Annotated in this window: 18 protein-coding genes and 1 pseudogene; 3 read left to right on the top strand and 16 right to left on the bottom strand. The window is 66.2% G+C overall.

The window, feature by feature from the left end:
• Positions 1–8 precede the first annotated feature (8 nt).
• From C487_RS10680 to C487_RS10655, 6 genes are all read right to left on the bottom strand, one after another.
• Positions 9–2,066 (bottom strand): DUF7846 domain-containing protein, encoded by a 2,058-nt coding sequence (locus tag C487_RS10680; protein WP_006185764.1) that lies wholly within the window; start codon positions 2,064–2,066, stop codon positions 9–11.
• Positions 2,063–3,676 carry an ABC transporter permease gene (locus C487_RS10675; RefSeq protein WP_006185763.1) on the bottom strand — a complete coding sequence of 538 codons (1,614 nt, stop codon included), beginning with the start codon at positions 3,674–3,676 and terminating at the stop codon, positions 2,063–2,065. The genes C487_RS10680 and C487_RS10675 overlap by 4 nt, the downstream gene beginning before the upstream one ends.
• Positions 3,673–4,833, bottom strand: a complete 1,161-nt coding sequence (locus C487_RS10670; protein ID WP_006185762.1) for an extracellular solute-binding protein — start codon at positions 4,831–4,833, stop codon at positions 3,673–3,675. Before C487_RS10670 ends, C487_RS10675 begins: the two co-directional genes overlap by 4 nt.
• Positions 4,834–4,872: 39 nt before the next feature.
• On the bottom strand, positions 4,873–6,054 hold the full coding sequence (locus C487_RS10665) for an alpha-1,4-glucan-protein synthase (RefSeq protein ID WP_006185761.1): 1,182 nt from the start codon (positions 6,052–6,054) through the stop codon (positions 4,873–4,875).
• Between the two features lie 14 nt (positions 6,055–6,068).
• Positions 6,069–7,235, bottom strand: a complete 1,167-nt coding sequence (locus tag C487_RS10660; protein ID WP_006185760.1) for a lysylphosphatidylglycerol synthase transmembrane domain-containing protein — start codon at positions 7,233–7,235, stop codon at positions 6,069–6,071.
• 133 nt (positions 7,236–7,368) lie between these two features.
• Positions 7,369–8,298, bottom strand: a complete 930-nt coding sequence (locus tag C487_RS10655) for an NAD-dependent epimerase/dehydratase family protein (RefSeq protein ID WP_006185759.1) — start codon at positions 8,296–8,298, stop codon at positions 7,369–7,371.
• 102 nt (positions 8,299–8,400) lie between these two features.
• Here C487_RS10655 and C487_RS10650 point away from each other — a divergent pair, with 102 nt between their 5' ends.
• Positions 8,401–9,492 carry a DUF2891 domain-containing protein gene (locus C487_RS10650; RefSeq protein ID WP_006185758.1) on the top strand — a complete coding sequence of 364 codons (1,092 nt, stop codon included), beginning with the start codon at positions 8,401–8,403 and terminating at the stop codon, positions 9,490–9,492.
• Positions 9,493–9,581: 89 nt separating this feature from the next.
• Here the strand turns inward: C487_RS10650 and prf1 are convergent, their stop codons facing one another.
• The gene (prf1, locus tag C487_RS10645) at positions 9,582–10,841 is read right to left on the bottom strand and encodes a peptide chain release factor aRF-1 (RefSeq protein WP_006185757.1); all 1,260 of its coding nucleotides are present in this window, start codon (positions 10,839–10,841) and stop codon (positions 9,582–9,584) included.
• Between the two features lie 180 nt (positions 10,842–11,021).
• On the opposite strand from prf1, the gene minD reads away from it, so the two are divergent.
• Positions 11,022–11,882, top strand: coding sequence for a cell division ATPase MinD (gene minD, locus C487_RS10640; protein WP_006185756.1), 861 nt, complete (start codon positions 11,022–11,024; stop codon positions 11,880–11,882).
• Positions 11,883–12,181: 299 nt separating this feature from the next.
• Positions 12,182–12,715 carry a hypothetical protein gene (locus C487_RS10635; protein ID WP_006185755.1) on the top strand — a complete coding sequence of 178 codons (534 nt, stop codon included), beginning with the start codon at positions 12,182–12,184 and terminating at the stop codon, positions 12,713–12,715.
• A gap of 64 nt (positions 12,716–12,779) precedes the next feature.
• Here the strand turns inward: C487_RS10635 and argS are convergent, their stop codons facing one another.
• The 9 genes and pseudogenes from argS to C487_RS10585 all read right to left on the bottom strand — a co-directional run bounded on the left by argS (position 12,780) and on the right by C487_RS10585 (position 20,830).
• Complete coding sequence (argS, locus tag C487_RS10630) at positions 12,780–14,558, bottom strand: arginine--tRNA ligase (RefSeq protein WP_006185754.1); 1,779 nt, start codon at positions 14,556–14,558, stop codon at positions 12,780–12,782.
• Between the two features lie 74 nt (positions 14,559–14,632).
• On the bottom strand, positions 14,633–15,307 hold the full coding sequence (gene udk / locus C487_RS10625; protein WP_006185753.1) for a uridine kinase: 675 nt from the start codon (positions 15,305–15,307) through the stop codon (positions 14,633–14,635).
• A gap of 81 nt (positions 15,308–15,388) precedes the next feature.
• Entirely contained in the window at positions 15,389–15,925 is a 537-nt protein-coding gene (locus tag C487_RS10620) for an NUDIX domain-containing protein (RefSeq protein ID WP_049908088.1), read from the bottom strand.
• 25 nt (positions 15,926–15,950) lie between these two features.
• Positions 15,951–17,108 (bottom strand): pyridoxal-phosphate dependent enzyme, encoded by a 1,158-nt coding sequence (locus C487_RS10615; RefSeq protein ID WP_006185751.1) that lies wholly within the window; start codon positions 17,106–17,108, stop codon positions 15,951–15,953.
• A gap of 1 nt (position 17,109) precedes the next feature.
• Positions 17,110–18,069, bottom strand: a complete 960-nt coding sequence (locus tag C487_RS10610) for a succinylglutamate desuccinylase/aspartoacylase family protein (protein ID WP_006185750.1) — start codon at positions 18,067–18,069, stop codon at positions 17,110–17,112.
• Between the two features lie 224 nt (positions 18,070–18,293).
• The gene (locus tag C487_RS10605; protein WP_006185749.1) at positions 18,294–19,130 is read right to left on the bottom strand and encodes a proline dehydrogenase family protein; all 837 of its coding nucleotides are present in this window, start codon (positions 19,128–19,130) and stop codon (positions 18,294–18,296) included.
• Positions 19,131–19,194: 64 nt separating this feature from the next.
• Complete coding sequence (locus C487_RS10600) at positions 19,195–19,632, bottom strand: DUF4870 domain-containing protein (protein WP_006185748.1); 438 nt, start codon at positions 19,630–19,632, stop codon at positions 19,195–19,197.
• A gap of 354 nt (positions 19,633–19,986) precedes the next feature.
• A pseudogene (locus C487_RS22230) lies at positions 19,987–20,475 on the bottom strand (hypothetical protein); the annotation flags it as partial.
• A 127-nt stretch (positions 20,476–20,602) separates the two neighbouring features.
• Complete coding sequence (locus C487_RS10585) at positions 20,603–20,830, bottom strand: hypothetical protein (protein WP_006185745.1); 228 nt, start codon at positions 20,828–20,830, stop codon at positions 20,603–20,605.
• Positions 20,831–21,456 lie beyond the last annotated feature (626 nt).

Here is a 21,456-nt window from a genome sequence, read left to right as displayed (position 1 = left end):
CACACGCCTCAGTCTCGGTTGCGATCCAGCGCGGTGAGGTCGGTCCGAACGAACGTGCCGTCCGGCGCGCTCTCGGGAAGATACGCCGCTTCGCCACCGCACTCTCGAATCGCGCTACACCGTTCCACGCTGGGCGTCAGCGCCCGCACCGTCCCGTCTTCCGTCTGTACCGGCAACTCGAGGTCATAGCTGTAACTGTTTCCGGGTCCGCGGTCGACGAAGACGGTCAGTGCGATGTCGTCTCGCGCCCCGACGGGAACCGTGCTGTTGGTGTCCCAGCCCGTCCCGCGCAATCGCACCGCGTCGGCAGTGACGAGCAGTTGCGCCTCGGACGCGGTCGAGACGGTGTCGGCGGCGTAGGTCTCGCTGGCCTCGTCGGTGGTGACGGTCGCAGTGACGCTGTCGGCCGCCTCCGGGACGCCAACGCTCACGTTCAGCGCGACCGTCTCGCCGGCGACCCGATCGACCCGCTGGAGACGGGCACCCTGCGGCGATCCGGCGTGGGGTGCCCAGGTCCCCCGGTACGCGAGTCGGTACAGCGAGCGGTCGGGATACGCGTCGGCCACGTCGAACGGTCGCTCGTCGAGGGCGTAGACGCGCTCCCCGTCGAACCCGGGGTCGTTACGAAGCACCTGTAACGGGTGGGCGAGCCAGTCGCCGTACGGCGTCGGCAGGTAGACGACCGCTGGCTCCTCGATCGTCCCGTCGAGCGGGTCGTAGACCCGATCGTAGGTCTCGGTGACGGCCTCGTTTCGCTCGAGTGTCCCGTCGAGGGTGGTTGCGGTCACCCCGCCGACCGCGAGCGCGCTTACGAGCACTACTGCGACGACGGCTGTCCGCGCGCCCTGCGGTGAGAGGGATCGGTCGGCACGTCGGCGGACGGCGTCGAACAGCGCCAGCGCGCCGACGGCGGCGAAAGCCGCGACCGGGAGCAGGAGATCGAAGTGGTAGTAGGGACCGTGAGTGGCGATCAGCCCGGTTCCGGCGCGGTCGATGTCGCCGAGGATGTTGAAGTTCCCCCAGAAGTAGACGTTGCCGCCGGTGATCGTGAGCACCTGGCCGGCGAGGATCGCCGCGCGTGCTGAGAGGCCGCGGCGGACTGCGACGCCGATTCCGACCGCGGCCAGCGCCGCGCCCAGCAGTCCGCCGACGAGCCACTTGGTGACAAACGACCGCAGTACCAGCGCGTTCGACCGGAGCGCGAGTCCGACGGTATACTCGATCTCGTGCTCGAGGATCCGCCGCCGACCGAATCCAAGCCCGTCGAGCGGGGCGAACGCCTCGTAGGGAAACAACAGCGGCGACCCAGTCACGACGGCGTTATAGCTCAGCGCCAGTCCGACGCCGCCAAGTCCGAGTACCGCCGTCGTGGCCTGCCTGGGGAGCACACCCCGGAAATCACGGGACAGGGACCAGCACGCGTGGCCGATGAAGGGGACGGCGAACAGGATGGCGGTGTACGGTCGCGCGAAGAAGGCCGCGCCGATCGCGGCACCGGCGGCACCGGCAAATCGCAGGTCGTCCGTCCGGTCGGCCCTGAGATAGGCGTAGGCGAAGGTCAAGTTGAGCATCGCCGTCGGCGCGTACGGCAGGAACACCGCCGTCTCGATCAGGAACAGCGGCGAACACAACACTGCGACGGCGGCGACGAGGCCGGTCCGTCGATCGAAGACCTCGCGACCGACCAGCGCCACGAGCGCGAGAATAGCGGCGGCGAGTCCCGGGAGCACGAGCCGGGAGCCACCCGCGAGCTTGCCGATCGCGAAGATCGCCGCGGGAACCGGCGAGTACTTGGGGTAGAGCCGGTCGCCGTCCTCGACGAAGAACCAGGGACGGAAGGCGTCCTCGACGGGCGGCCGGACGAACAGTCGGCCCTCGAGCAACATCGACGCCTGCTGGAGGTAGACCCCTTCGTCGTGGTTGAGCGAGTGGTACGGAAAGGTCCGCGTCGCGATCAGCCAGACGGCGACGGCACCGGTGATCGCGACGAGGGCAACCGCGGCCTGCCACCGTCGCTTTCTCACCGTGGTCACCGCCCGTCGGATTACCGGTGTCACGTTCGTCATCGTCCGTCCTGTGCGAGCATGACGGCCATCGACAGCCCCGAGATGGCAACCAACACGAGCGCCGGGACCGCCGCCTGTCCGTAGAGACCCGCTTCCTTAACCCGCCAGATGTACGTCACCAGCGTCTCGAAGCCCAGCGGACGCAACATCAGCGTCGCCGGCAGTTCCTTCATCGTGGTCAGAAAGACCAGTGCGGCCCCAGCGGCCACGCCCGGGAGGATCAGCGGGAGGGTCACCGTTCGGAAGGCGTTCAAGCGCGATCGGCCGAGGGTTCGGGCCGCTTCGACTAACTTCTGGTCGACCTGCAGCGTCGACGTCCGGATCGATCCGATCGCCTGGGGCATGAATCGGACGACGTAGGCGAAGATCAGCAGCGGGACCGTCTTGTAGATCGACGGTCGCACGTCGAGGCTGAAACTGAGCAACGCGATCGCCAGCACGATTCCCGGCGTCGCGTAGCCGACGTAGGGGGCTCGATCGGCCAGCGTGGCTATCCGCGAGTCGGTGGTCGCCGATCCGATCGCGATCGGCAGCGCCACGAGGATAGAGACCGCGGCAGCCAGCAAAGCGACGTACGCCGAGTTGAACCCGTATTCCCAGTCGAAGCTCAGGCGGCCGACCTGATAGCCGGGGCCGCCCGTGTTCAGCCACATCCAGAAGATGGCGATCGGGAGCACGATCGCGAGCAGGGCGATCACGACCGGCAACAGCAGAGCCGGATATCGCCACGCGCCGAGTTCGAGGTCGGCGGTGCCGCGATCGCCGCTGCTCTCGTACGCGCCCGATTCGTCGACCCCGATCCGTGACTCGATCGCGAGGATGATCGCGGTCACCGTCAACAGCTGCAGCGACAGCAACGCGGCGTAGTCGCGGGCGAAGGCGTTGTATCTGGCATAGATGAACTGCGTGAACACCTCGACGCGCATGATGTTCGGCGTCCCGAAGTCAGCGAGGGCGTACAGCGCTACGAGCAAGGCACCGGCCGCGACTCCCGGCAGGATTTGGGGAAGGGTGATCCGACGGAACGCCTCCCAGCGGCCCGAGTTGAGCGTGCGAGCGGCCTCCACGAGCGAGCCGTCCATCGAAAGCAGGGAGGCACGCGTCGTCAGGAACACGTAGGGATAGGTATACAGCGTCAGTACGAACGCGGCACCGGCGAAGCCGTAGACCGAGGGGAGCGAATCGACGCCTAGCGGCTCGAGGAAGCCGACGAGTTCGCCCTGCGGACCGAACGCCGAGACGAACGCGAACGCGCCGAGATAGCTCGGGACGGCCAGCGGGAGCGCGATGAGGACGGTCCAGAACCGGGGGAACGGAATCTCCCCCTGGACCGTCAACACCGCGAGCGGCACGCCGATGACGATACTCGCCCCCGTCACGATCGCGACGAGGGCGACGCTCCGGCCCAGTACTTCGAGCGTCCGGGGGTCGACGGAGAGTTCGAACGCTCGCGTGCCGAGTCCGACGGCATCGACCACCAGCCAGAGCAACGGGAACACGAGAACGGCTGCGATAGCTGCGGCGAGGAAGGTGAGTCCGACGCCGGCGGCACCGCTATCGCCGTCACCCGCTCGTTCGACTGCTCTCGCAACGCGTTCCCGACCGCTCATCCCGAGACGCCGGCGTCGTCCATCAACTCGAGGGTCGGCTCGATGTTCGCCAGTTCTGCGAGATCGATTTCAGGCGGGCTCAGGTCGCCGATCGAGGGGAGGCCGCCGACCGGATCGACGCCGTCGATCATCGGGTAGGCGAAACTGATCGTTGCGAAGAACTCCTGTGCCTCCGCCGACAGCAGGTGACGGACGAAGTCGTCCACCAGGTCGCCGCGCTGGGTGCCCTGTACCTTCAGTGCGCCGGCGACGTTGATCAATGCCCCGGCGTCGCCTTCGGTGAAGGCCAGATCGATCGGGGCGTCCGGCCGCTTGTTCTTGACCCGCATGGCGTAGTAGTGGTTGGCGAAGCCGGCCGACTGGGAACCGTTGGCGACCGCCTGAGAGACGGCGTACTCGTCGCTGTATCGTTCAGCCCCGGCATCTTTCATACTGCGCAGCCAGTTGCGGGTCTCGTCGTCGCCGCGGAGCAGCCGCATAGCCGTCACGAACGATTTGAACGCACCGTAGGTCGGAGCCCAGCCCATCGAGTCCTGTAGCGCGCTCGTGTTGGGGAAGTCCTGAACGGTGTTCGGAACGTCCGATTCGCTCAATTGGTTCGTGTTGTACGGGACGGCACGTGCGCGCCCGGCGACGCCGGCCCACGCGTTGTCGTCGCCGACGAACTGGCTGTTCCCGACCGCGTCGACCGCCTCGTCCGACAGCGGTTCGTAGGCGTCGTTTGCCGCGACGAACCCGAGCGAACTGGCGTCGATCGACCAGAACACGTCGGCCTGCGACGCGCCGGAGTCGGCCTCCTCGACGATGGTTTGGGCCAGCGATGCCGAGTTGTTATCGGTCGGATAGACCTCGAAGTCAGGGTAAATATCCTGGAGCATCTCCACGAACTCGTAGTAGATTCCCCCTTCGCCGCCGCCGATGTAGAGCGCGAGCTCCCCCGAGAGCTCCGGTAACTCCTCGATAGAGGTCCCGCCCGGTGCCGGTCGACCGTCGACCAGCGATCCGGAGCCCCGAAACTCCGAAAGCGACGGGATGTCCGCCCCCTCGTCGTCGCCGAAAATCCCGAGACAGCCCGCAAGCGACGCAGCGCTGAACGCGGAGCCGACCTGTAACGCTCGGCGACGCGAAACCCCCTGATCATCCTGCTCGTCGTTCATACTCGGTTTAGGTTAACCTAAAAACTTATAGTTGACGATTCAGTCGTCCGCGACGACGCGCTCGCGGCCGGCCGCGAGACCGGACGCCGGGCGCAGCGTCGCCAGACAGTCGAGCCAGTCGCGCATGTGTTCGCCGACGTAATTGAAGAACGCACCGTTGTTGTACGCCTCCCAATCTCCATCGGCGAGTTCGTCCGCCATGGCCTCGAAGACACCGGCATAGGAGTCCGCGTCGCCGCCGACGTCGTCGATCACGCGCCAGAGGTGTTCGTTGAGTTCGAGACCCGGTACTTCGTTGTTGAGATCGTCGAAGGTGCTCCGGGGAGCCTTGTTGTGCTCACACAGCGGCGCGCCGTTGTAAATCCGCGTGCCGAGCACGTCGCAGGCGCGCTTGAGGAAGACGCCCGACCAGATGTCGTCGAACCGGCCCACGTCCCACTCGTTGTCGTCCATCGGGAGCTGGTAAAACGCGGGGATGACCTCGCGGCGAAAGGCGAGGTTCATCGAGCAGACGGTGAGGTAGTTGCCCCGATCGGCGACGAAATCGTCGCCGAAGTCGTCGCTCGAGGTCCGAGTCTGGGCCTGCCCCTCGAGGTCGCCGTCCATGAGGATGCGGACGGCGTCTAAGTCGGGGACGTTGGTCCACAGGCCCTGCGAGGCGACGACCTCGCCGCCGCCGATCTCGGTCGTGTCGGTCTCGACGGTCTCGCCCATCGCCGAGTAGGGGTAGCCACGCGGGTAGAGCCCGTGAACGTCGGCGTTCTGGTAGAGAACGTTGACCCACTGCTCGTCGGAGGAAACCGACTCGATCTCGCCCTCGAAAGCGAGGTTCGCCATGTGAGTGCCGAAGAAATCCTCGTCGGGATGGGGGAGCGTGTCGTCGTCGATGAAGAAGCCGTAGTCGAACTCGTCGTGAGTCCACATGTAGAGCAGGCCGAAACTCGTCTCGGCGTGGCTCGCCGCCGGGACGACGTGGCCGTACTCGGAGACGCCGTGCTCGGCGTACCACTCCTCGCGGCGGCTGCCGTCGAAGACCTCGCCGGAGACGCCTTCGTCCTCGAGCATGGCCGCCATCTCGTCGGTCTCACAGAAGTCCTCGGTAACGAGGACGACGTGCAATCGGTCGAGATCGAAACCGTGGTTGCGGGCGTTCGCGAAGTACGAGCGCATACACTCGTACTCCCGGATCGTCGGGACGACGACGCAGATATCCTGGCTCATTGCTCCGCAATCTTTTAGGCTCGCCTAAAAGCTTGTCGGTCTCCCGCGTCGCCCCCGTCCGCCGTCGCCTCCGAGACGGAGAGTCCCAGCGAGGCGACCGCACCGCCCCCGCCGACCAGCGTCACACCGTTTTTCAGCGCGTGATCGACGATCGCCGCGGCCAGCGCCGTGCTCGCCCCGATCGGGGTGAGCCCGACCACGAGCGCCGTGAACGCGGCCTCGTAAAGCCCGACGCCGCCCTGTGACAGCGGGAGGACCTTCGCGAGGTTTCCCACGCTGACCGCCAGCGTCCCGACGGCCAGCAGGGGCCAGGTCGCCAGCCCGCTGCCCAGCGCCGCAAGCACGAGCACCGCCGTGAGAACGTCGAGTATCCACACCACCAGGCTTCCGACGCCGATCGCCGCGACCGCTTTCGGCTGACGGGCGACTATCTGTACGTCGCCCGCGAATCGGAGTCCGGCCTCGAGCGCCCCCGCGAGACGCGGCCGGCCGTCCGCTCGCGTCCGGAGCCACGCACTAAGACCGTGATCGGCTCGAGCGGACGTGACGACGACGATGCCGACGCCGACGGTCGCCGTGCTCACGGCCGCCGCGGCGACGAGAGCGGTCCGCGCACCGCCGGCCGCCGCGACGATCTCGAGCGGTCCGGTCCCGCCACCCAGCGCGAGCCAGCCGGTCGCCAGCCCCGCGAGCGCGGCGATCGTGGCCAGATCGAACATCCGTTCGACGGCCAGCGACGCGAACCCGGCGGCGTAGGGGATATCGCGGCGGGTCCGCATCACGTACGCGCGAACCGCATCGCCGGCCCGCGCGGGAATCGCGAGGTTCGCCGTCTGACTGACGAAGACGGCCAGCGTCGGTCCGACCGTCCCCACCTGATACCCCATCGCGGCGAGCACGTCGCCGTACCGGCGACCTCGTAGCGGCCACGAGGCAGCGTAGACGGCGACTGCGACCCCGATCACGAACGGATCGGCGCTCGATATTTCGGCCACAACGGTCCGGAGATCGATCCCTCGGAGGGCGACGAGCAGGCCCACGAGGACGAGCACCGTTCCCACGATCGTCAGCCGACGGCGAGTCAGCGCCGTAGCGAGCCGCTTGCTCGCTGCTCGTCCGCACCCTCCCCGCGACCCGCGGTCGGCGTCTCGCGAGTCCGGTCCTTCGCCCCCGTCGTTCATGCCCGGGACCTTCGAGTCCAGATATTTAAGCCCACCTAAAACACCGCCTGGCGGGGGATAACATCACTCTCGAGTATGTTTTTCGGAGCAGAGAACGATGGCAGCCGGTCGGTGAAGCGTGGGGCCTCTCGGCTTACTGCAGTTCGTCGCTGATCTCGCGGGTCGCCCGTCGCACCGCCTCGTCGCTCGAGCGGCGGGGCTCCCAGCCAAGCGCGGCGAGTTTCTCGATCGAGAGGCGCATCTTCGGCACGTCGCCCGTCCAGCCCCGTTCGCCGCCGGTGTACTCGCGGTCGGGGTCGACGCCCAACTCCTCGGCGACGATGGTCGCGATCCGGTCGACCGAGGTCGTCGTCCGCGTGCCGAGATTGTAGGTGTTCATCGGCCGATCGGCGTGTTCGATCACATGACAGATCGCATCGAGACAGTCCTCGACGTGCAGATAGGACTTCTCCTGTCGCCCGTCGCCGAGAATCGTCAGGTGCTCGGGGTCGTCCTGTAGCTTCTCGATGAAATCCGGGATGACCGCCCCGCGGAGACGCGGGCCGACCACGTTCGCAAAGCGGAAGTTCCAGACGGTGAGGTCGTGGCTGTGGGCCCGCGCCGAGAGTAACCCCTCGTCCGCGAGTTTGCTCGCCCCGTAGGCGCTGATCGGCTCGAGGGGGGCGTAGTCCTCCGGCGTCGGCCGAGGAGCCTCGCCGTAGACCGTCGAGGAAGAGGTGTACGCGATCTCCGTGACCCCCGCGTCGGCCATCGCCTCGAGGATGTTGCGCGTCATCCGCGTATTGGCATCGAACTGGGCGTGGGGCCGGTCCGTGTCGACGTGTTTCGACGCCGCGAGATGGACGACGAGATCGATATCGTCGAGATGGCCGTCGAGGGCGTCGGGGTCGGTGAGGTCGGCCGCGATGAAGTCGGCGGCTTCGGGGACTCGGCTTCGGTCGCCGTTCGAGCAGTCGTCGACGACCGTGACGGTCGCGCCGTCGGCGAGCAGGCGTTCGGTCAGGTGGGAACCGATGAACCCGGCTCCGCCCGTGACGAGTACGGCTCGGCGTGAGAGGGACATGGTCGATGGTTCATTGGCGTGATGTTAATCCTGTTGTCTTTCACGCGGCTCATCCGAGCGGTTCAAGGACTTATGTGACACAAGCTGAGATCTAGATTACCAGTGACTTTCCCTGACGACGTTGATACGAGTACGGTTCTGTCCGGGTACAGTGATCCGTTCGGGTCGGACGCGGCGGCAACGCTTTCGCGCCACCCGTTAGAATCGATCGAAACCGAGTTCCCGCATTTCGTTCGCTCGGTCGACTCGCCGGCTGGGGTCGAGCGACCGACGGAGCAACATCCGGTGTTTTACGGCTGCTACGACTGGCACTCGGCGGTACACAGCCATTGGTCGCTCGTTCGTCAGCTTCGGCTGTTCGACGACCATCCCGCACGATCCGAAATCGTCGCGAGTCTCGATGCTCGGTTTACCGCCGACAACATCGCCCGCGAAGTCGACTTCTTCGACGCGAACGCGTCCTTCGAGAAACCGTACGGCTGGGCGTGGCTCTTACACCTCGCATCGGAGCTCTATCTCTGGGACGACGACCGCGCGGACGAATGGAAATCGGTCCTCGAGCCTCTAGAGCGGACGATCGTCTCACTGGTCGAATCCGACTTCCTGTCGCAGGACCGCCCCTTTAGAGTTGGTACCCACCAAAATTCGGCGTTTGCTCTGCACTGCATCCTCGACTACGCGAGGACGGTTGACGACGAGTCGCTGGAGGCGGCCGTTATCGAGACGGCACTCGAGTTCTTCGCCGACGACCGTGACGCACCCGTCGAGTACGAACCGCTCGGCTGGGACTTCCTGTCGCCGTCGCTGACGGAAGCGGACCTCATGCGACGCATCTACGACCGGGACGAGTTCGCAGTCTGGATCGACGGGTTCCTGCCGGACGTGACCGCCTCGCCGTACGATTCGATTCTCGAGCCCGTTTGTGTCGAGTCCGATCCCGACACGGACGTCGCGTACCACCTTCTCGGGTTGAACGTCTCGAAAGCGTGGTGTCTGGCGGGACTTGCATCGACCCTCGGCGAGCACCGATACGCCGACCTGTTCGAACGCAGCGCCGAGCGACACGTCGAGAGCGGCCTGCGTCGGGCATTTACCGATCACTACGCCGGCTCACACTGGCTCTCGTCGTTCGTGCTGTATCTCTTAACGAGAAACGACGGCGGTATCGCGCCAGCGGCGACTCCCCGCGAGTAACGTCGGCTGAATGGCCATCATCCCGACCGGCCGAGATTACCCGTTCAGAAGCCGTCGCCGTGGCGAGTTACGTGAGAGACCGGAACCGCTTAGACGCCCGTCGAGTACCGAAGCAGACCGGCGAACCCGCCAAATGCGTTGAGGAGCTGTTCGCCCTTCTCGAAGTCCGTCGAGATGAACTTGGTCTCGGTGCCGCGCTGTTCGGCGATGTCGATGAGGTGGTCGATCGCGTCCTCGCGGTCGTCATCGGACCCTTCGACCTCGGTGCCACAGTCGGTACAGGTGTGGGTCGGCGTCGACTTGCGACGGTCGACCACTTCGCGCTCGGTGGAGCCACACTCCGGACACTCGTAGGTGATAACGTCCTTCCGGAGGTCCTCGCTGATCAGGAGCCGGTCGACTGACCCCATCATGAGGTTGCGGCGGGTCTGCTCGAAGCCGTACGTCGCCAGATCGCCGGCGTTGAGTTCCTCGAAGAACTCCTCCATCACCTTCTTGTCCTTCATCACCTCGGCGTCGGCCAGCGCGTCTTCGGCGTTGTCGACGAGGTCTTTCAGGCCGGACTCGTCCGTGTAGGCGACGTCGAACTTGCCCAATACTTCGTCCTGCAGTTCGTGGTGGAGGTAGTCGCCGTCGAGGAACTCGTCTTTGGTCGGCGAGGGACCGCCGACGAGGATGCCGTCGATCTCGTGGCGCTTCGGGACGAACAGGTCGTTTGCCATCCCCGCGACCTCCTGATAGAAGTTGTCGATGGCCTCGAGTCGCAGGCGGGCGAATCGCTGGGCGGACTGGCCACCTTTGCGCTGCTTGCCGGGAACAAGCGAGGATGCTGACTTGACCGGCTCGATGCGCTTGCCCTTCAGCCAGCCGACGTTGGCCTCGCGGCGGTCGAGGACGATCAGGCCGTAGAGGCCCTTGTCGGCGAGCATCTCCTCGAGCGGCTCGGTCAGGAAGTCCGAGTCGCAGTGATACCGGAAGGACTCGATGGGCTGGGGCGGGCTCTCGAGGACCTTGGTGACCATGTCGGTCCGGCCGCCGCCCGAATCGACGGCACCCGAAAAGAGAACGATGCCGTTGTCCGGCGGGAAGGTGTCGTAGTATCGCAGCCGGTCTTTGATGCTCGTCAGCGCGTCCTGGACCGCCGTTCGGGTCTGTTTGGACTTGATGTTGGCCGCTTCGCTGTGTTCCTGTGTGACGTGCTGGACGACGTCACTGATCTGTCTGTCGTCGGGGATGTAGATCGTCACGAGCTGCGTTCCGGAGCCGTCGTAGTCCTTGAGGTCCTCGATGACCTTCCGGAACTCGTACTTTTTCCGGTCGGATTGCTCCTGCTCGCCCTCCTGGCTCATTAGCCGTATAAAACGGGGCTGTGGGTAAGAATCCTTTGACACACCCGTCGGATGCCAATGGCTGCCGGTGGAGCGGCCGATGCGGTCGTGATCGCCCCGGTGGCGTGCCGGCCGGTCGCCGCGAGCCGGGAGGTCACGATTTAAGGTGATGCCGTTCCACAGTCCGGACAGTATCTACGTATGTCCCACGAGACGGTCTATGCCATCGCGAGCGGGAAAGGCGGTGTCGGGAAGACGACGACGACGGTCAATCTCGGCACGGCGCTGGCCGAGGCGGGCGAGCGCGTCGCGATCGTCGACACCGACCTCGGCATGGCGAACCTTGCCGGCTTCGTCAGCCTCACCCCCGACTCGACCACCCTACACGACGTATTAGCCGGAGACGCATCGATCGACGACGCCACCTATCGACTGGCGGATAACATCGTCGCCGTTCCGAGCGGGACGAACCTCGACGAGTACGCCGAAACCTCCCCCGAAGGCCTGCGTGACGCGGTCGAAGAGCTACGGTCCCAGTTCGACTACGTCTTTCTCGATGTCGGTGCCGGTATCAGCCACGAGACCGTCCTGCCGCTGGGACTGGCCGACGCCGTCATCCTCGTCTCGACGCCCGAACCCGCTGCGGTCCACGACACGAAAAAGACCATCGAGTTGACCGACCGGTCCGGCGGCAGCGTCGCCGGCCTCGTCCTCACCCGCACCCATCCGGACGGCGACATTTCCCACGACGACATCGCCGATCGACTCGAGGTACCCCTGCTCGGGACGATCCCCGAAGACCCGGCGGCCCGCGACAGCGTCTACGCCGGGACGCCGCTCGTCGTCTTCGAGCCCGAAGGTCCCGCAGCGATTACCTATCGCCGGCTCGCGACGACGGTGACCGGCGTCGAGGTTCCGGTCCCGGCGGACGGCGACGGGGACGATGAGACCGACACCGAGTCGACCGCCACCGTGGCCGGGGCCGCGAGCGACGATGACGGTCGGGAAGCGGCTCACGACGACGTCTCGAGTGCGATCACGGAAGCCGAATCCGACCCCTGAGCCGAGTGGGCCACCGACGGCCGGCCGTCGGTAATCGATTCTTTCCGCCCCCGAAGCGGCCTTCGTTCGGACTCGATGGGCCGAATGCAGTGATTACCACCGAGACGTGACTGTCATTGCCGACTGACAGTCACGCGGTCCGTCTCGACGCGAGTGGCCCGACACGGTCGCGTTTCGATCCGTTTGTCGCTCCCTTCCGATGTCGATGCGGCGGGTCGCAGTTCACGACATCGCCGTTCTCGACGAGCGAACACGTAACGAACTGATTACTAATCATGACGGTTCCCGATGGGTCGGCCATGGAGCGACGAAAAATCCTCCTCGGCAGTGGCGCAGCGCTCGCAACCGTGCTCGCCGGTTGTTCCAGCGACGAGACCGACGACGATTCCAAGTCGGACTCCGACGGCGACGAACCGCTCGATGACGACGACGGTGGCGATGAGACCGACGGGACCAACGACGGAACCGACGACGGAACCGAAATCCCCGGTCTCGACAGTGACAAACTGACCATCGATAGCACCAAGATTTCGATCAAGGACGTGAACAAGGACGGCGACGAAATCGATATCATCGCGACGACGACGACGACCGACCCCGAGACGCTGTCCGCGGAACTGGAGTCGCTCGGAAGCACACTCTCCGCGGCGATCACCGACGCCGAGAAGCTCGCGGCCGCGATCAACAGCATCACCTGGGTGATCGAGAAGGACGGCGCGAAGGTAATGTCATTCTACGTCGACGTCAAGTGGGCCCTCGCGTATCTCAACAACGAGATGGGTGAGGACGAGTTCGTCGAGAGCGTCCTCGATACGACCGACGAGACGTACTAACGGCCCGTGTTGATCGGCGTTGTTCTTTCGGCCGCACCGACGACCAGCCGCCGGGTCGTCGCGCCTACATCGACCGCGGCGCGGCCACGCCCAGGATCGAGAGGGCGTTCGCGACCGCGTGTTTCGAGGCCGCGACCAGGGCCAGTCGTGCCTCGCGGACCGCGGGGTCGACGTCGTCGGCCAGGACGGGGCACTCGCGATAGAAGCCGTTGAATCGGTCGGCGAACTCGCGGGTGTAGGTCGCGATCTGGTGTGGCTCGAGGTCGTCGGCGGCCTCGTCGACGACCGCCGGGAACCGCGCGATCGTCTCGAGGAGGTCCCGCTCGGCCTCGGTCTCGAGCAGGTCGGCGTCGACGGCGGTCTCGACCTCGGCCAGTCCGGTCTCGGGATCGATACCGGCCTCTTCCAGAATGCCACAACAGCGCGCGTGGACGTACTGGACGTAGGGAGCGGACTGGGCCTCGAAGTCGAGCGCGCGGTCCCACTCGAAGGTGATCGCCTTCGTCGGCTGTTTCGAGACGATATCGTAGCGGACCGCGCCGATGCCGACCTGGTGGGCGATGCGATCGATGTCGCCTTCGTCCAGATCGTCGTCCCGGATGCGGTCATCCAGTCGGTCCTCGACTTCGTCGCGGGCGCGGTCGATCGCCTCGTCGAGCAGGTCGTCGAGATCGACGCCGGTCCCCTGGCGCGTGCTCATCTTCCCTTCGGGGAGGTTGACGTACGAATAGAGGACCTGCCGGAGCTGGTCGGTCTCGTTGCCGAGCAACTCGAGAGTCGTCCGGACCTGCTTGGCCTGGAGCTTGTGATCCTCGCCGAGTACCGTCACCGCGCGATCGTACTCGTCGAACTTCCACTCGTGGTGGGCCAGGTCGCGGGTCGCGTACAGCGAGGTCCCGTCCGACCGCAGGAAGACGAGGTTCTTGTCGATGCCGTGGTCCTCGAGTTCGAGTTGCCAGGCGTCGTCCTCGTAGACCGCCTCGTCGAGGTTCTGCAGGCGGTCGACGAGGTCGTCGGTTGCCCCGTTTCGCATGAACCGCGTCTCCTTGACGAACTCGTCGAACTCAGCGGGCAGGCGGGCGAGACACTCCGTCATGCCGCCGAGTACCTGATCGACGACCTCGCTGACCCGTTCGTAGGCCTCGTCGTCGCCGGCCTCGAGCCCCTGCATGATCGACTCGATCTCGGCCTCGGCCGCTTCGGCCTCGGCTTCGGGCGCATTCTCGAGGTAGGCGTTGCCTTTGCGGTAGTAGCGCACGAGGTCGTACTCGATACGGTCGCGCTCGGGGTCGTCCTCGAGAGCAGTCTCGTCGAAGGTCTCGTAGGCCCAGGTGAAGACGGCCATCTGCCGGCCGGCGTCGTTGACGTAGTAGTGGCGGTCGACGTCGTATCCCGCGAAATCGAGCAGGCTCGCGACGGCATCGCCGATGATTGGGTTCCGGGCGCGGCCGACGTGGACCGGCCCCGTCGGATTCGCGCTCGTGTGTTCGACGACGACCGACTCCTCGCGGTCCGACAGGTGTCCGTACGTCTCGTCGGTCGCTTCGGCGAGCGTGTCGGCGAGATAGGCGTCGCTCGGCAGGAAGTTGAGATACGGCCCCTGCGGTTGCACGTCGGCGACGTAGGTCAGTTCGTCGGCGTCGATCTCGTCGGCGATCCGCCCGGCGACCTGCGGCGGCGGTGCACCGGCCTCGCCGGCCAGTCGGAACGCCACGCTCGAGGCGAGGACGCTCGCGACGTCGTCCGGCGGTTCTTCGATCCCGAGATCGTCCGTCGGGAAGTCGAGTTCGGCGAGCGCCCGCTCGAGGGCGTCCTCGACCTCCGCGCGTAGGGAGAGGAACATACCCGCCCGTATTCAGGGCTCGAGTAAAGGAATGTCGGGTTTGGTCTCGTACCGTCGCGCCGGAACCGGGGCCGTCAGTCGAGCGCCTGGCCGTTGACCGACAGTTCGCGGTCGACGCCGGGCCGGGCCGACTCGTCCGGCAGTTCGGCCTGTACCTTCTCGATCAGGAGGTCCATCGCCATCCGGTTTGCGCCTTCGGGAATGATCACGTCCGCTTGCTTTTTCGTCGGGGCGACGAACTGCTCGTGCATCGGTTTGACCGTCTCGAGGTACTGGTCGATGACGCCCTTGAGGTCGCGTCCGCGCTCGATGACGTCGCGTTCGATCCGCCGCAGGATGCGAACGTCCGCGTCGGTCATCACGTACACTCGCAGATCGAGTAGGTCGCGGATCTCCTCGTCGTACAGGGACAGGATGCCTTCGAGAACGAGTATCTCCGAGGGTTCGACGGTGACGCGGTCGTCAGTACGGTTGTGGGCTTCGAAGTCGTACTGTGGCATCTCGATCGACCGGCCCGCCAGCAGCGCCTCGAGTTGCTCCCGAAGCAGGTCCCACTCGAAGGCCGATGGGTGGTCGTAGTTGACCTGTTCGCGTTCCTCGAACGCGAGATGTGAGAGGTCCTTGTAGTAGTTGTCGAGCGGGATTCGCGTGACGGCCTCGCCGACGGTCTCCGACACCGTGCGCGCGACCGTCGTCTTTCCGGCACCCGTCCCGCCGGCGATCCCGATAGCGAACGACGGTGAACTCATCGTCCGAATCTGGGATGGGGCGCTAATGAATCCCCTGATCCCGCGGCGGCCGCGCCGCCCGCCCGTCGCGGTCGCTGCCGCTCACTCGAGCACCGCGGCGGCCTCGCGAAACCGGGCCTCGTGGACCGGTCGAAACGTCTCGCCCGAGGCGTCGAACGCCGACGGGGTCCAGAACCGCGCGGCCACAGCGTCGCTGCCCGCCTCCGGGTCTCCCGCGGCGTCGGCGCGGTCGGCCACGTAGTGGACCGTCACGACGTGTTTCCCCTCGCGAGGTGGCATCGTCGACGCGCTGAGAATCTCGAGGGCGGCGGGATCGACGGCGACGCCGGTCTCCTCGCGGAGTTCGCGCGCGGCCGCTGCGGGCGGCTCCTCGTCGATCTCCATGTGGCCGCCGGGAAGCGTCCATTCACCGACCCCCGGCGGGACGCCGCGTTCGACGCAGAGTACGGCCGACTCCGGCCCCGATCGGTCGACGACCGCGACGCCGGCACACGGGACCGGATTGTGCCAGACGATCGCGTCGCAGGGCGGACAGCGCATGCGCTCACGACCGTCGAACCTGATCGACTCGAGGCGAGTGCCGCAGTCAGGGCAGAACGTCGGCGGTCGGCTAACCATCTACCGACGGTTCAGTACCGAACCGTCATAGGGTTTTCAGTCCGCTGCCGGTCAACGGCACGACGACGTCGTCGTCGGCGTCGATGACGCCGTCATCGCGGTACTGCTCGAGGGCCGCCGGTGCGACCGCGCAGGTCGGCTCGACGTAAAAGCCGTTGCGGTGGAGCCGGTCCAGCGCGGTTTCGATCGCATCCCCGCCGATCGCGATCGCGTCGCCGTCGGTCGCCTCGATGGCGTCGACGATCTCGGTGCCGCGGGCGGGTTCGGTGATCTGGATGCCGTCAGCGATGCTCGTCCGTTCGCCCTCCGCATCGGTGGTATCGCCGCCGAGCGCGGCGACGATCGGCGCGTAGCCGGCCGCCTGTGCGCCGAGCAGGCGCGGCATGCCGTCGACGATGCCGGCCTCGTTGAGGAGGGAAAAGCCCCGATACGCGCCGAGGAAGAGCGTGCCGTGACCGAGCGGGAGGACGACGGCGTCGGGGACCGTCCACCCCTGCTGGGCGGCCACCTCGAACGCGAACGTCATCGTCCCGGCGTAGAACGCGGGATTCCAAGCGTGGCTGGCGTACCAGCCCTCGCCGGTCTGATACGGGGCTCCGCTCTCGTCACCCGTCGGATCGCCGTCGTTCGCGTCGCCTTCGACGGCCTCGAGACAGGCCGCGGTCACGTCCTCTCGGGCTCCTTCGATGCGAACCGGGCGGGCGTCGGCCCGCTGGATCGTCATCAGCTTGGACTGTTTGACATCCGACGGGACGTAGATGTCCGCGTCGACGCCCGCGCGGGCCGCGTAAGTCGCGATCGACGCGCCCGCGTTGCCGGAGGAATCCTCGAGCACCTTCTCAACGCCGAGTTCGACCGCCCGCGAGAGGGTCGTCGTCGCGCCGCGGTCCTTGAACGAACCCGTCGGGAAGACGTACTCGAGTTTGAACCGCGCGTCCCAGTCGGGGGCCTCGACCGTCGGCGTAAAGCCCTCGTAGAACGTGACGTGCTGTTCGATCGGGAGGAACTCGAAGAACGTCCACAGTCCCTCGCTGGTATCGAGGCTGTGTAGTGGCAGCGGATTGCCCTGCGGATGTGGCCGTTCGGTGAACTCCAGGGCACGGCCACAGCCACAGCGCCACGGTTCGTCCGGTCCGGCCTCGTAGACGGTCCCGCAGTCGGGACAGGTGAGATCGGAGGCCATCTCAGTACTCACCAACATCGGTGCCGATCGAACAGACGTACTCGCCGGTCGCGACCTGCGGGAGCCGCCGGGCCCGCCAGAGGATGCCGCTCCCGTCGGCCGTCACCTCGGCCTTCGGTTCCCCGAAGGGAGTCGTCACTTCGAACACCGTCTCGCCGGCACGGACTCGGTCGCCGAGGTCCTTGTGCATGGTCACGAGTCCGCCCGCCGGGGCCCCGTACTGTTCGAACCCCCTGGCGCGGGTCTGGGTCTCGAGCGGCTGGTCGCCGTCGAGGAAGTCGTAGTAGCGGAGGACGTTGAACACGCCGTCGACGCCCGTTCGAATGCTGTCCTCGTCCCAGCCGACGGCCCCGCCGAGTTCGGGATCGACGGTCGGTATTCCGTCGTCGGGAGCCGCGCGGGCCAGTTGGCCGTCCGGCCCCTTCTGGTCGAGCACGTACCCGCAGCCGAAGGCTTTCGCGAGTTCGAGACACTGGTCGTGGAGCCGGTGGCGCTTCCCGCAGCGAACGCGGACTTCGTCCAGCATCCGACTGGTCGATCCCTGGTGGAGATCGAGGATCAGGTCCGCGTCGGTCGCGATGTCGAACGTCGCGGCCGCGATCCGCTCGCTCGAGGTACCGCCCTCGTTGCCGGGATAGGCACGATTCATCTTCGTGTCGTCGATCGGGTTGCGGTGTTCGGCGACCTGGAACGCGTGGTAGTTGACGATCCCGACGATGAGTATCGTCCCCGAGATCTCGGCCGGATCGAGCCGCGGTACGACGCGCTGGACGACGCCGATACCGTTGAGTTCGTCGCCGTCACTGGCCGCCTGCATGTAGAGGGTCTTCCCCGCAGTCGCGCCGTTTACAACGGCAACCGGCAGTCCGAACGGGCTCCCGTCCCGCGTCTCGCCGATCTCGAGACGGCCCGTATCGATCTCGCCGGGCCCCGCGCTTGCGGTTCCGAGCGTCGTCGTCATATGTCCACCACGATGGAGCCGTTTGCCTTTATACTATCCTTTGATCCCGACCGGCGGGCACCGGACGCGAGCCGGCCGGATCGATCGCGGTGGGTCGTCGCTCGAGATCGGGACGCGATCGCGCGCTCCGCCCGTGGGTCGTCTGGCTCTCGGACGACCGATAGCCACGCTGCCATCGCCTACCGGGCGTGAGGCTGCGACGGTGGCAATACCGTCCGGCCGTCTCAGCCGGTGAGTACGGCACGAAGTGCGAACCGGAGGTTCTGCCGCCGTTCCATGACCCGCCGATAAAAGTAGGATTTCCAGCGGTCGCCGTAGGGGACGTACTGCCAGACCTCGTCCTCCCGTGCCAGTTCGTACTGGGCGTCCTCGCGCACGCCCATGAGCATCTGTATTTCGAAGTCCGTTCCGTAGCGCTCGTGGAGCGCTTTCGCGTGTTCGATCATCGCCGGATCGTGGCTTCCCACCCCGATACCGCCGTCGTAGCGTTCGAACGCCAACTCGAGCAGGTCCCGGTACTCCCGATCGACCCGCGCGGAATCGGTGTAGGAAACGTCGGCCGGCGGGTCGTAGGCACCCTTGACCAGGCGGACTTTACCGGGGACGTCGGCCAGTCGCCTTATGTCCGCTCGCGTCCGGCGGAGGTTGGCCTGAACGCAAACACCGACGCCGCCCCCGTGGTTCCGTGCGAGGGCTTCGAACGCGTCCAGCGTCGCGTCGGTCGTCGTGTGATCCTCCATGTCGATCCAGACGAAGACGTCCCGTTCGGCCGCCGCGTCGACGACGGCGGCTAGCGTCGTCCGGAAGACGTCCTTGTCGAGGTCAAGCCCCAGTTGCGAGGGCTTGACCGAGACGGCAGCCGCGAGCCGCGAGCCCGCAATATCGGCGACGAGGCGTCGGTATTCGGCGGCGTCGGCGTCGACGGTCTCGCGGTCGTCGTGGTGCTCGCCGAGGAGATTGACGATCGCCTTCACGTCGCGCTCGTTCAACCGACGGACGTGCTCGAGCGCTTCTGCGGGGGACTCCCCCGCAACGAACCGGTTCGCGATGGGCGGGAGCATATCGGTGCCCTGGGGAGCCACGCGTAAGGGTGTTCCTCCGGTTCTCGGCGACGGTCACGGGCGGTCACACGAGTTCGGGGGCGAACGGATAGCGCCACGCCTCGCCGAAGATGGCTTTCGCCATCGCGACGATCCAGATGACGGCGCTAAGCAGGCCGAGGGACATCGCGGCGAACACCAGGACGAAGACGGGAAGCAAGACAGCGGCTTCGAGGGAACCCGGCACCGTGACGTACTCGAACAGCGTGTCCAGCCCGATCAGGAGCGCGAACGTCGCGAGAACCGATCCGATGACGAACAGGTGCCAGTCGAGCGCGTTCCGAGCGTTCGCTCGCGTGAACTCGTGGCTCGAGGCCAGATAAATGACGACGGTGGCGATCGGGCCGATAAACGGCAGTATCGCGATGAAATGGACGAAGATTCCCAGGAGCGTCCGCTCCGCGAGGATCGACGGGCCGGGTTCGGTCGTGGGCGATTCGGTCGGTGATGAGTTCGTTGACATCGGTTTGAGTGTGTGGGGAGAGTCGGCGGCCGTTACTTCGGACCGGACCTGTTCGGCGTCGGCACGGCTCCACTGACGCCGTCGTCGCGGACCGCTCGAGCGAGGCGTTCGGCACCGAGCAAGACCAGACAGACGACGAAGAGGTTGCCGGCGGCACCCAACAGCCCGTGGCTGGCTTCGACGGGGGCGTCTATCGACAGCACGATCAGCCCGACGCCGACGGAGAACAGCACCAGACTGAGTTGCAAGCCCGCCAACACCAACGTCCTGATGCCGGCCGGGTTCCGGAGTCGAAGGAAGTCGGCGAGCGACAGCGTCTCGAGGGGGGAATCGTGATCGAGCGCGCGTTGCCCGGCCGGNGGCACCCAACAGCCCGTGGCTGGCTTCGACGGGGGCGTCTATCGACAGCACGATCAGCCCGACGCCGACGGAGAACAGCACCAGACTGAGTTGCAAGCCCGCCAACACCAACGTCCTGATGCCGGCCGGGTTCCGGAGTCGAAGGAAGTCGGCGAGCGACAGCGTCTCGAGGGGTGAATCGTGATCGAGCGCGCGTTGCCCGGCCGGTGAGAGCGGCCACGGTGATTCCGGGTGGTTGATGTAGTACAGCGTGATCGTCTCCGGATAGGTCTCCGCGGCGACGACATCGATCTCGCGGAGTTCGTCGAGCCGGTTCCGAACGGTCTCTTTGCTGACGGTCGGACTGACGCGCGAGCGAAGTTGCTGGACCGAAAAAAACGGGCGGTCGGATTCGACCATGACCTCGACGACGTGTCGCTGCGTGAGTTTCTTGTCGAGCGTCGGATCGAGCCGTTCGTCGATCCACGTTGGGAGCGTCGCCATCGTTAGCAGAGCAATCAGCGGGGGAGAAATTAAACCCCCAGATGGATTTGGCGGGCACCAAACGCGATGTTGCGCCCGCAAACCCGATCAATAACCGGGTGCGACGCCCGCTGGGTGCGGGCGCGAGTCAGGACCGATCCCGTCGCGAGCGGACCCGTCGCGCGGTGCGCTCGGCGAATCGGAGCACGACACAGAGCAGGAGCAGGTTCAGTGCGGCGGTCCAGAGTCCGTGGTCGCTATGGACCGGTGCCTCCAGTCCGACGGCGGTCAGGACGGTCCCGACGAGGAACAACACCAGGCTGAGCTGATAGCCCGCGAGGACGAGCGTCCCGATCGCGTCCGGTTCGCGAAGCAACAGGAAGTCCCTCGCCGAGAGCCGATCGAGCGGGTTCGCGGCCGACCGCGTCGGCGTCTCGCCTGCGGGGTACGAGTCGGTCGCTCCGGGGTGATCGATATAGTAGAGGGTCGTCGCCGCCGGATACGTCTCGACGGCGACAACGCCGCGCTCGCGGAGTTCCGCGAGCCGCTCCCGGAGCTGGTCCTCGCCGACATCCGGCCCGAGCCGCGCGCCGAGTTGGGAGACCGAGAAAGAACGGCCGGTCCGCTGTCAGCATCACCTCGGCGACGCGGCGTTGTGTGAGCGCACGGCTCGGCCTCGAGTCGATCCGATCTTCGATCCATGGCGGCAGCGTCGACATGCGTCGGTCCCGCTCCACCCAGTGTCGCATAAATTCCCGACCGGATTTGACGGACGCCGACCGCCGCTCGAGGGACGCCGGCCGTGCTCTCGCGTCGAGTATCGTCTTCACCGGGACCGTCTTCCGTCACTCCTCGTCCGTCGATCGGTCCCCCGACGGACCCAACGGCGACTCCGTGTGTCGCTGCGGGTGCGTTGAGTCACCGAAGCCCCCGCTCAACACGCGCGCGAGCGCCTCCTCGACGGAGTCGTCGGTTTCGATGATCCGGTCAGCATCGGCTTTC

It is taken from the genome of Natrinema pallidum DSM 3751, assembly GCF_000337615.1.
GTDB classification, from domain to species: domain Archaea; phylum Halobacteriota; class Halobacteria; order Halobacteriales; family Natrialbaceae; genus Natrinema; species Natrinema pallidum.
This window is presented reverse-complemented; position numbering and strand designations above follow the sequence as displayed.

What these genes read in the sequence shown, in the direction of transcription:
- C487_RS10680 (WP_006185764.1), bottom strand. Translation starts at nt 2,066, where the DNA reads ATGACGAACGTGACACCGGTAATCCGACGGGCGGTGACCACGGTGAGA.
- C487_RS10675 (WP_006185763.1), bottom strand. Translation starts at nt 3,676, where the DNA reads ATGAGCGGTCGGGAACGCGTTGCGAGAGCAGTCGAACGAGCGGGTGAC.
- C487_RS10670 (WP_006185762.1), bottom strand. Translation starts at nt 4,833, where the DNA reads ATGAACGACGAGCAGGATGATCAGGGGGTTTCGCGTCGCCGAGCGTTA.
- C487_RS10665 (WP_006185761.1), bottom strand. Translation starts at nt 6,054, where the DNA reads ATGAGCCAGGATATCTGCGTCGTCGTCCCGACGATCCGGGAGTACGAG.
- C487_RS10660 (WP_006185760.1), bottom strand. Translation starts at nt 7,235, where the DNA reads ATGAACGACGGGGGCGAAGGACCGGACTCGCGAGACGCCGACCGCGGG.
- C487_RS10655 (WP_006185759.1), bottom strand. Translation starts at nt 8,298, where the DNA reads ATGTCCCTCTCACGCCGAGCCGTACTCGTCACGGGCGGAGCCGGGTTC.
- prf1 (WP_006185757.1), bottom strand. Translation starts at nt 10,841, where the DNA reads ATGAGCCAGGAGGGCGAGCAGGAGCAATCCGACCGGAAAAAGTACGAG.
- minD (WP_006185756.1), top strand. Translation starts at nt 11,022, where the DNA reads ATGTCCCACGAGACGGTCTATGCCATCGCGAGCGGGAAAGGCGGTGTC.
- C487_RS10635 (WP_006185755.1), top strand. Translation starts at nt 12,182, where the DNA reads ATGGAGCGACGAAAAATCCTCCTCGGCAGTGGCGCAGCGCTCGCAACC.
- argS (WP_006185754.1), bottom strand. Translation starts at nt 14,558, where the DNA reads ATGTTCCTCTCCCTACGCGCGGAGGTCGAGGACGCCCTCGAGCGGGCG.
- udk (WP_006185753.1), bottom strand. Translation starts at nt 15,307, where the DNA reads ATGAGTTCACCGTCGTTCGCTATCGGGATCGCCGGCGGGACGGGTGCC.
- C487_RS10620 (WP_049908088.1), bottom strand. Translation starts at nt 15,925, where the DNA reads ATGGTTAGCCGACCGCCGACGTTCTGCCCTGACTGCGGCACTCGCCTC.
- C487_RS10615 (WP_006185751.1), bottom strand. Translation starts at nt 17,108, where the DNA reads ATGGCCTCCGATCTCACCTGTCCCGACTGCGGGACCGTCTACGAGGCC.
- C487_RS10610 (WP_006185750.1), bottom strand. Translation starts at nt 18,069, where the DNA reads ATGACGACGACGCTCGGAACCGCAAGCGCGGGGCCCGGCGAGATCGAT.
- C487_RS10605 (WP_006185749.1), bottom strand. Translation starts at nt 19,130, where the DNA reads ATGCTCCCGCCCATCGCGAACCGGTTCGTTGCGGGGGAGTCCCCCGCA.
- C487_RS10600 (WP_006185748.1), bottom strand. Translation starts at nt 19,632, where the DNA reads ATGTCAACGAACTCATCACCGACCGAATCGCCCACGACCGAACCCGGC.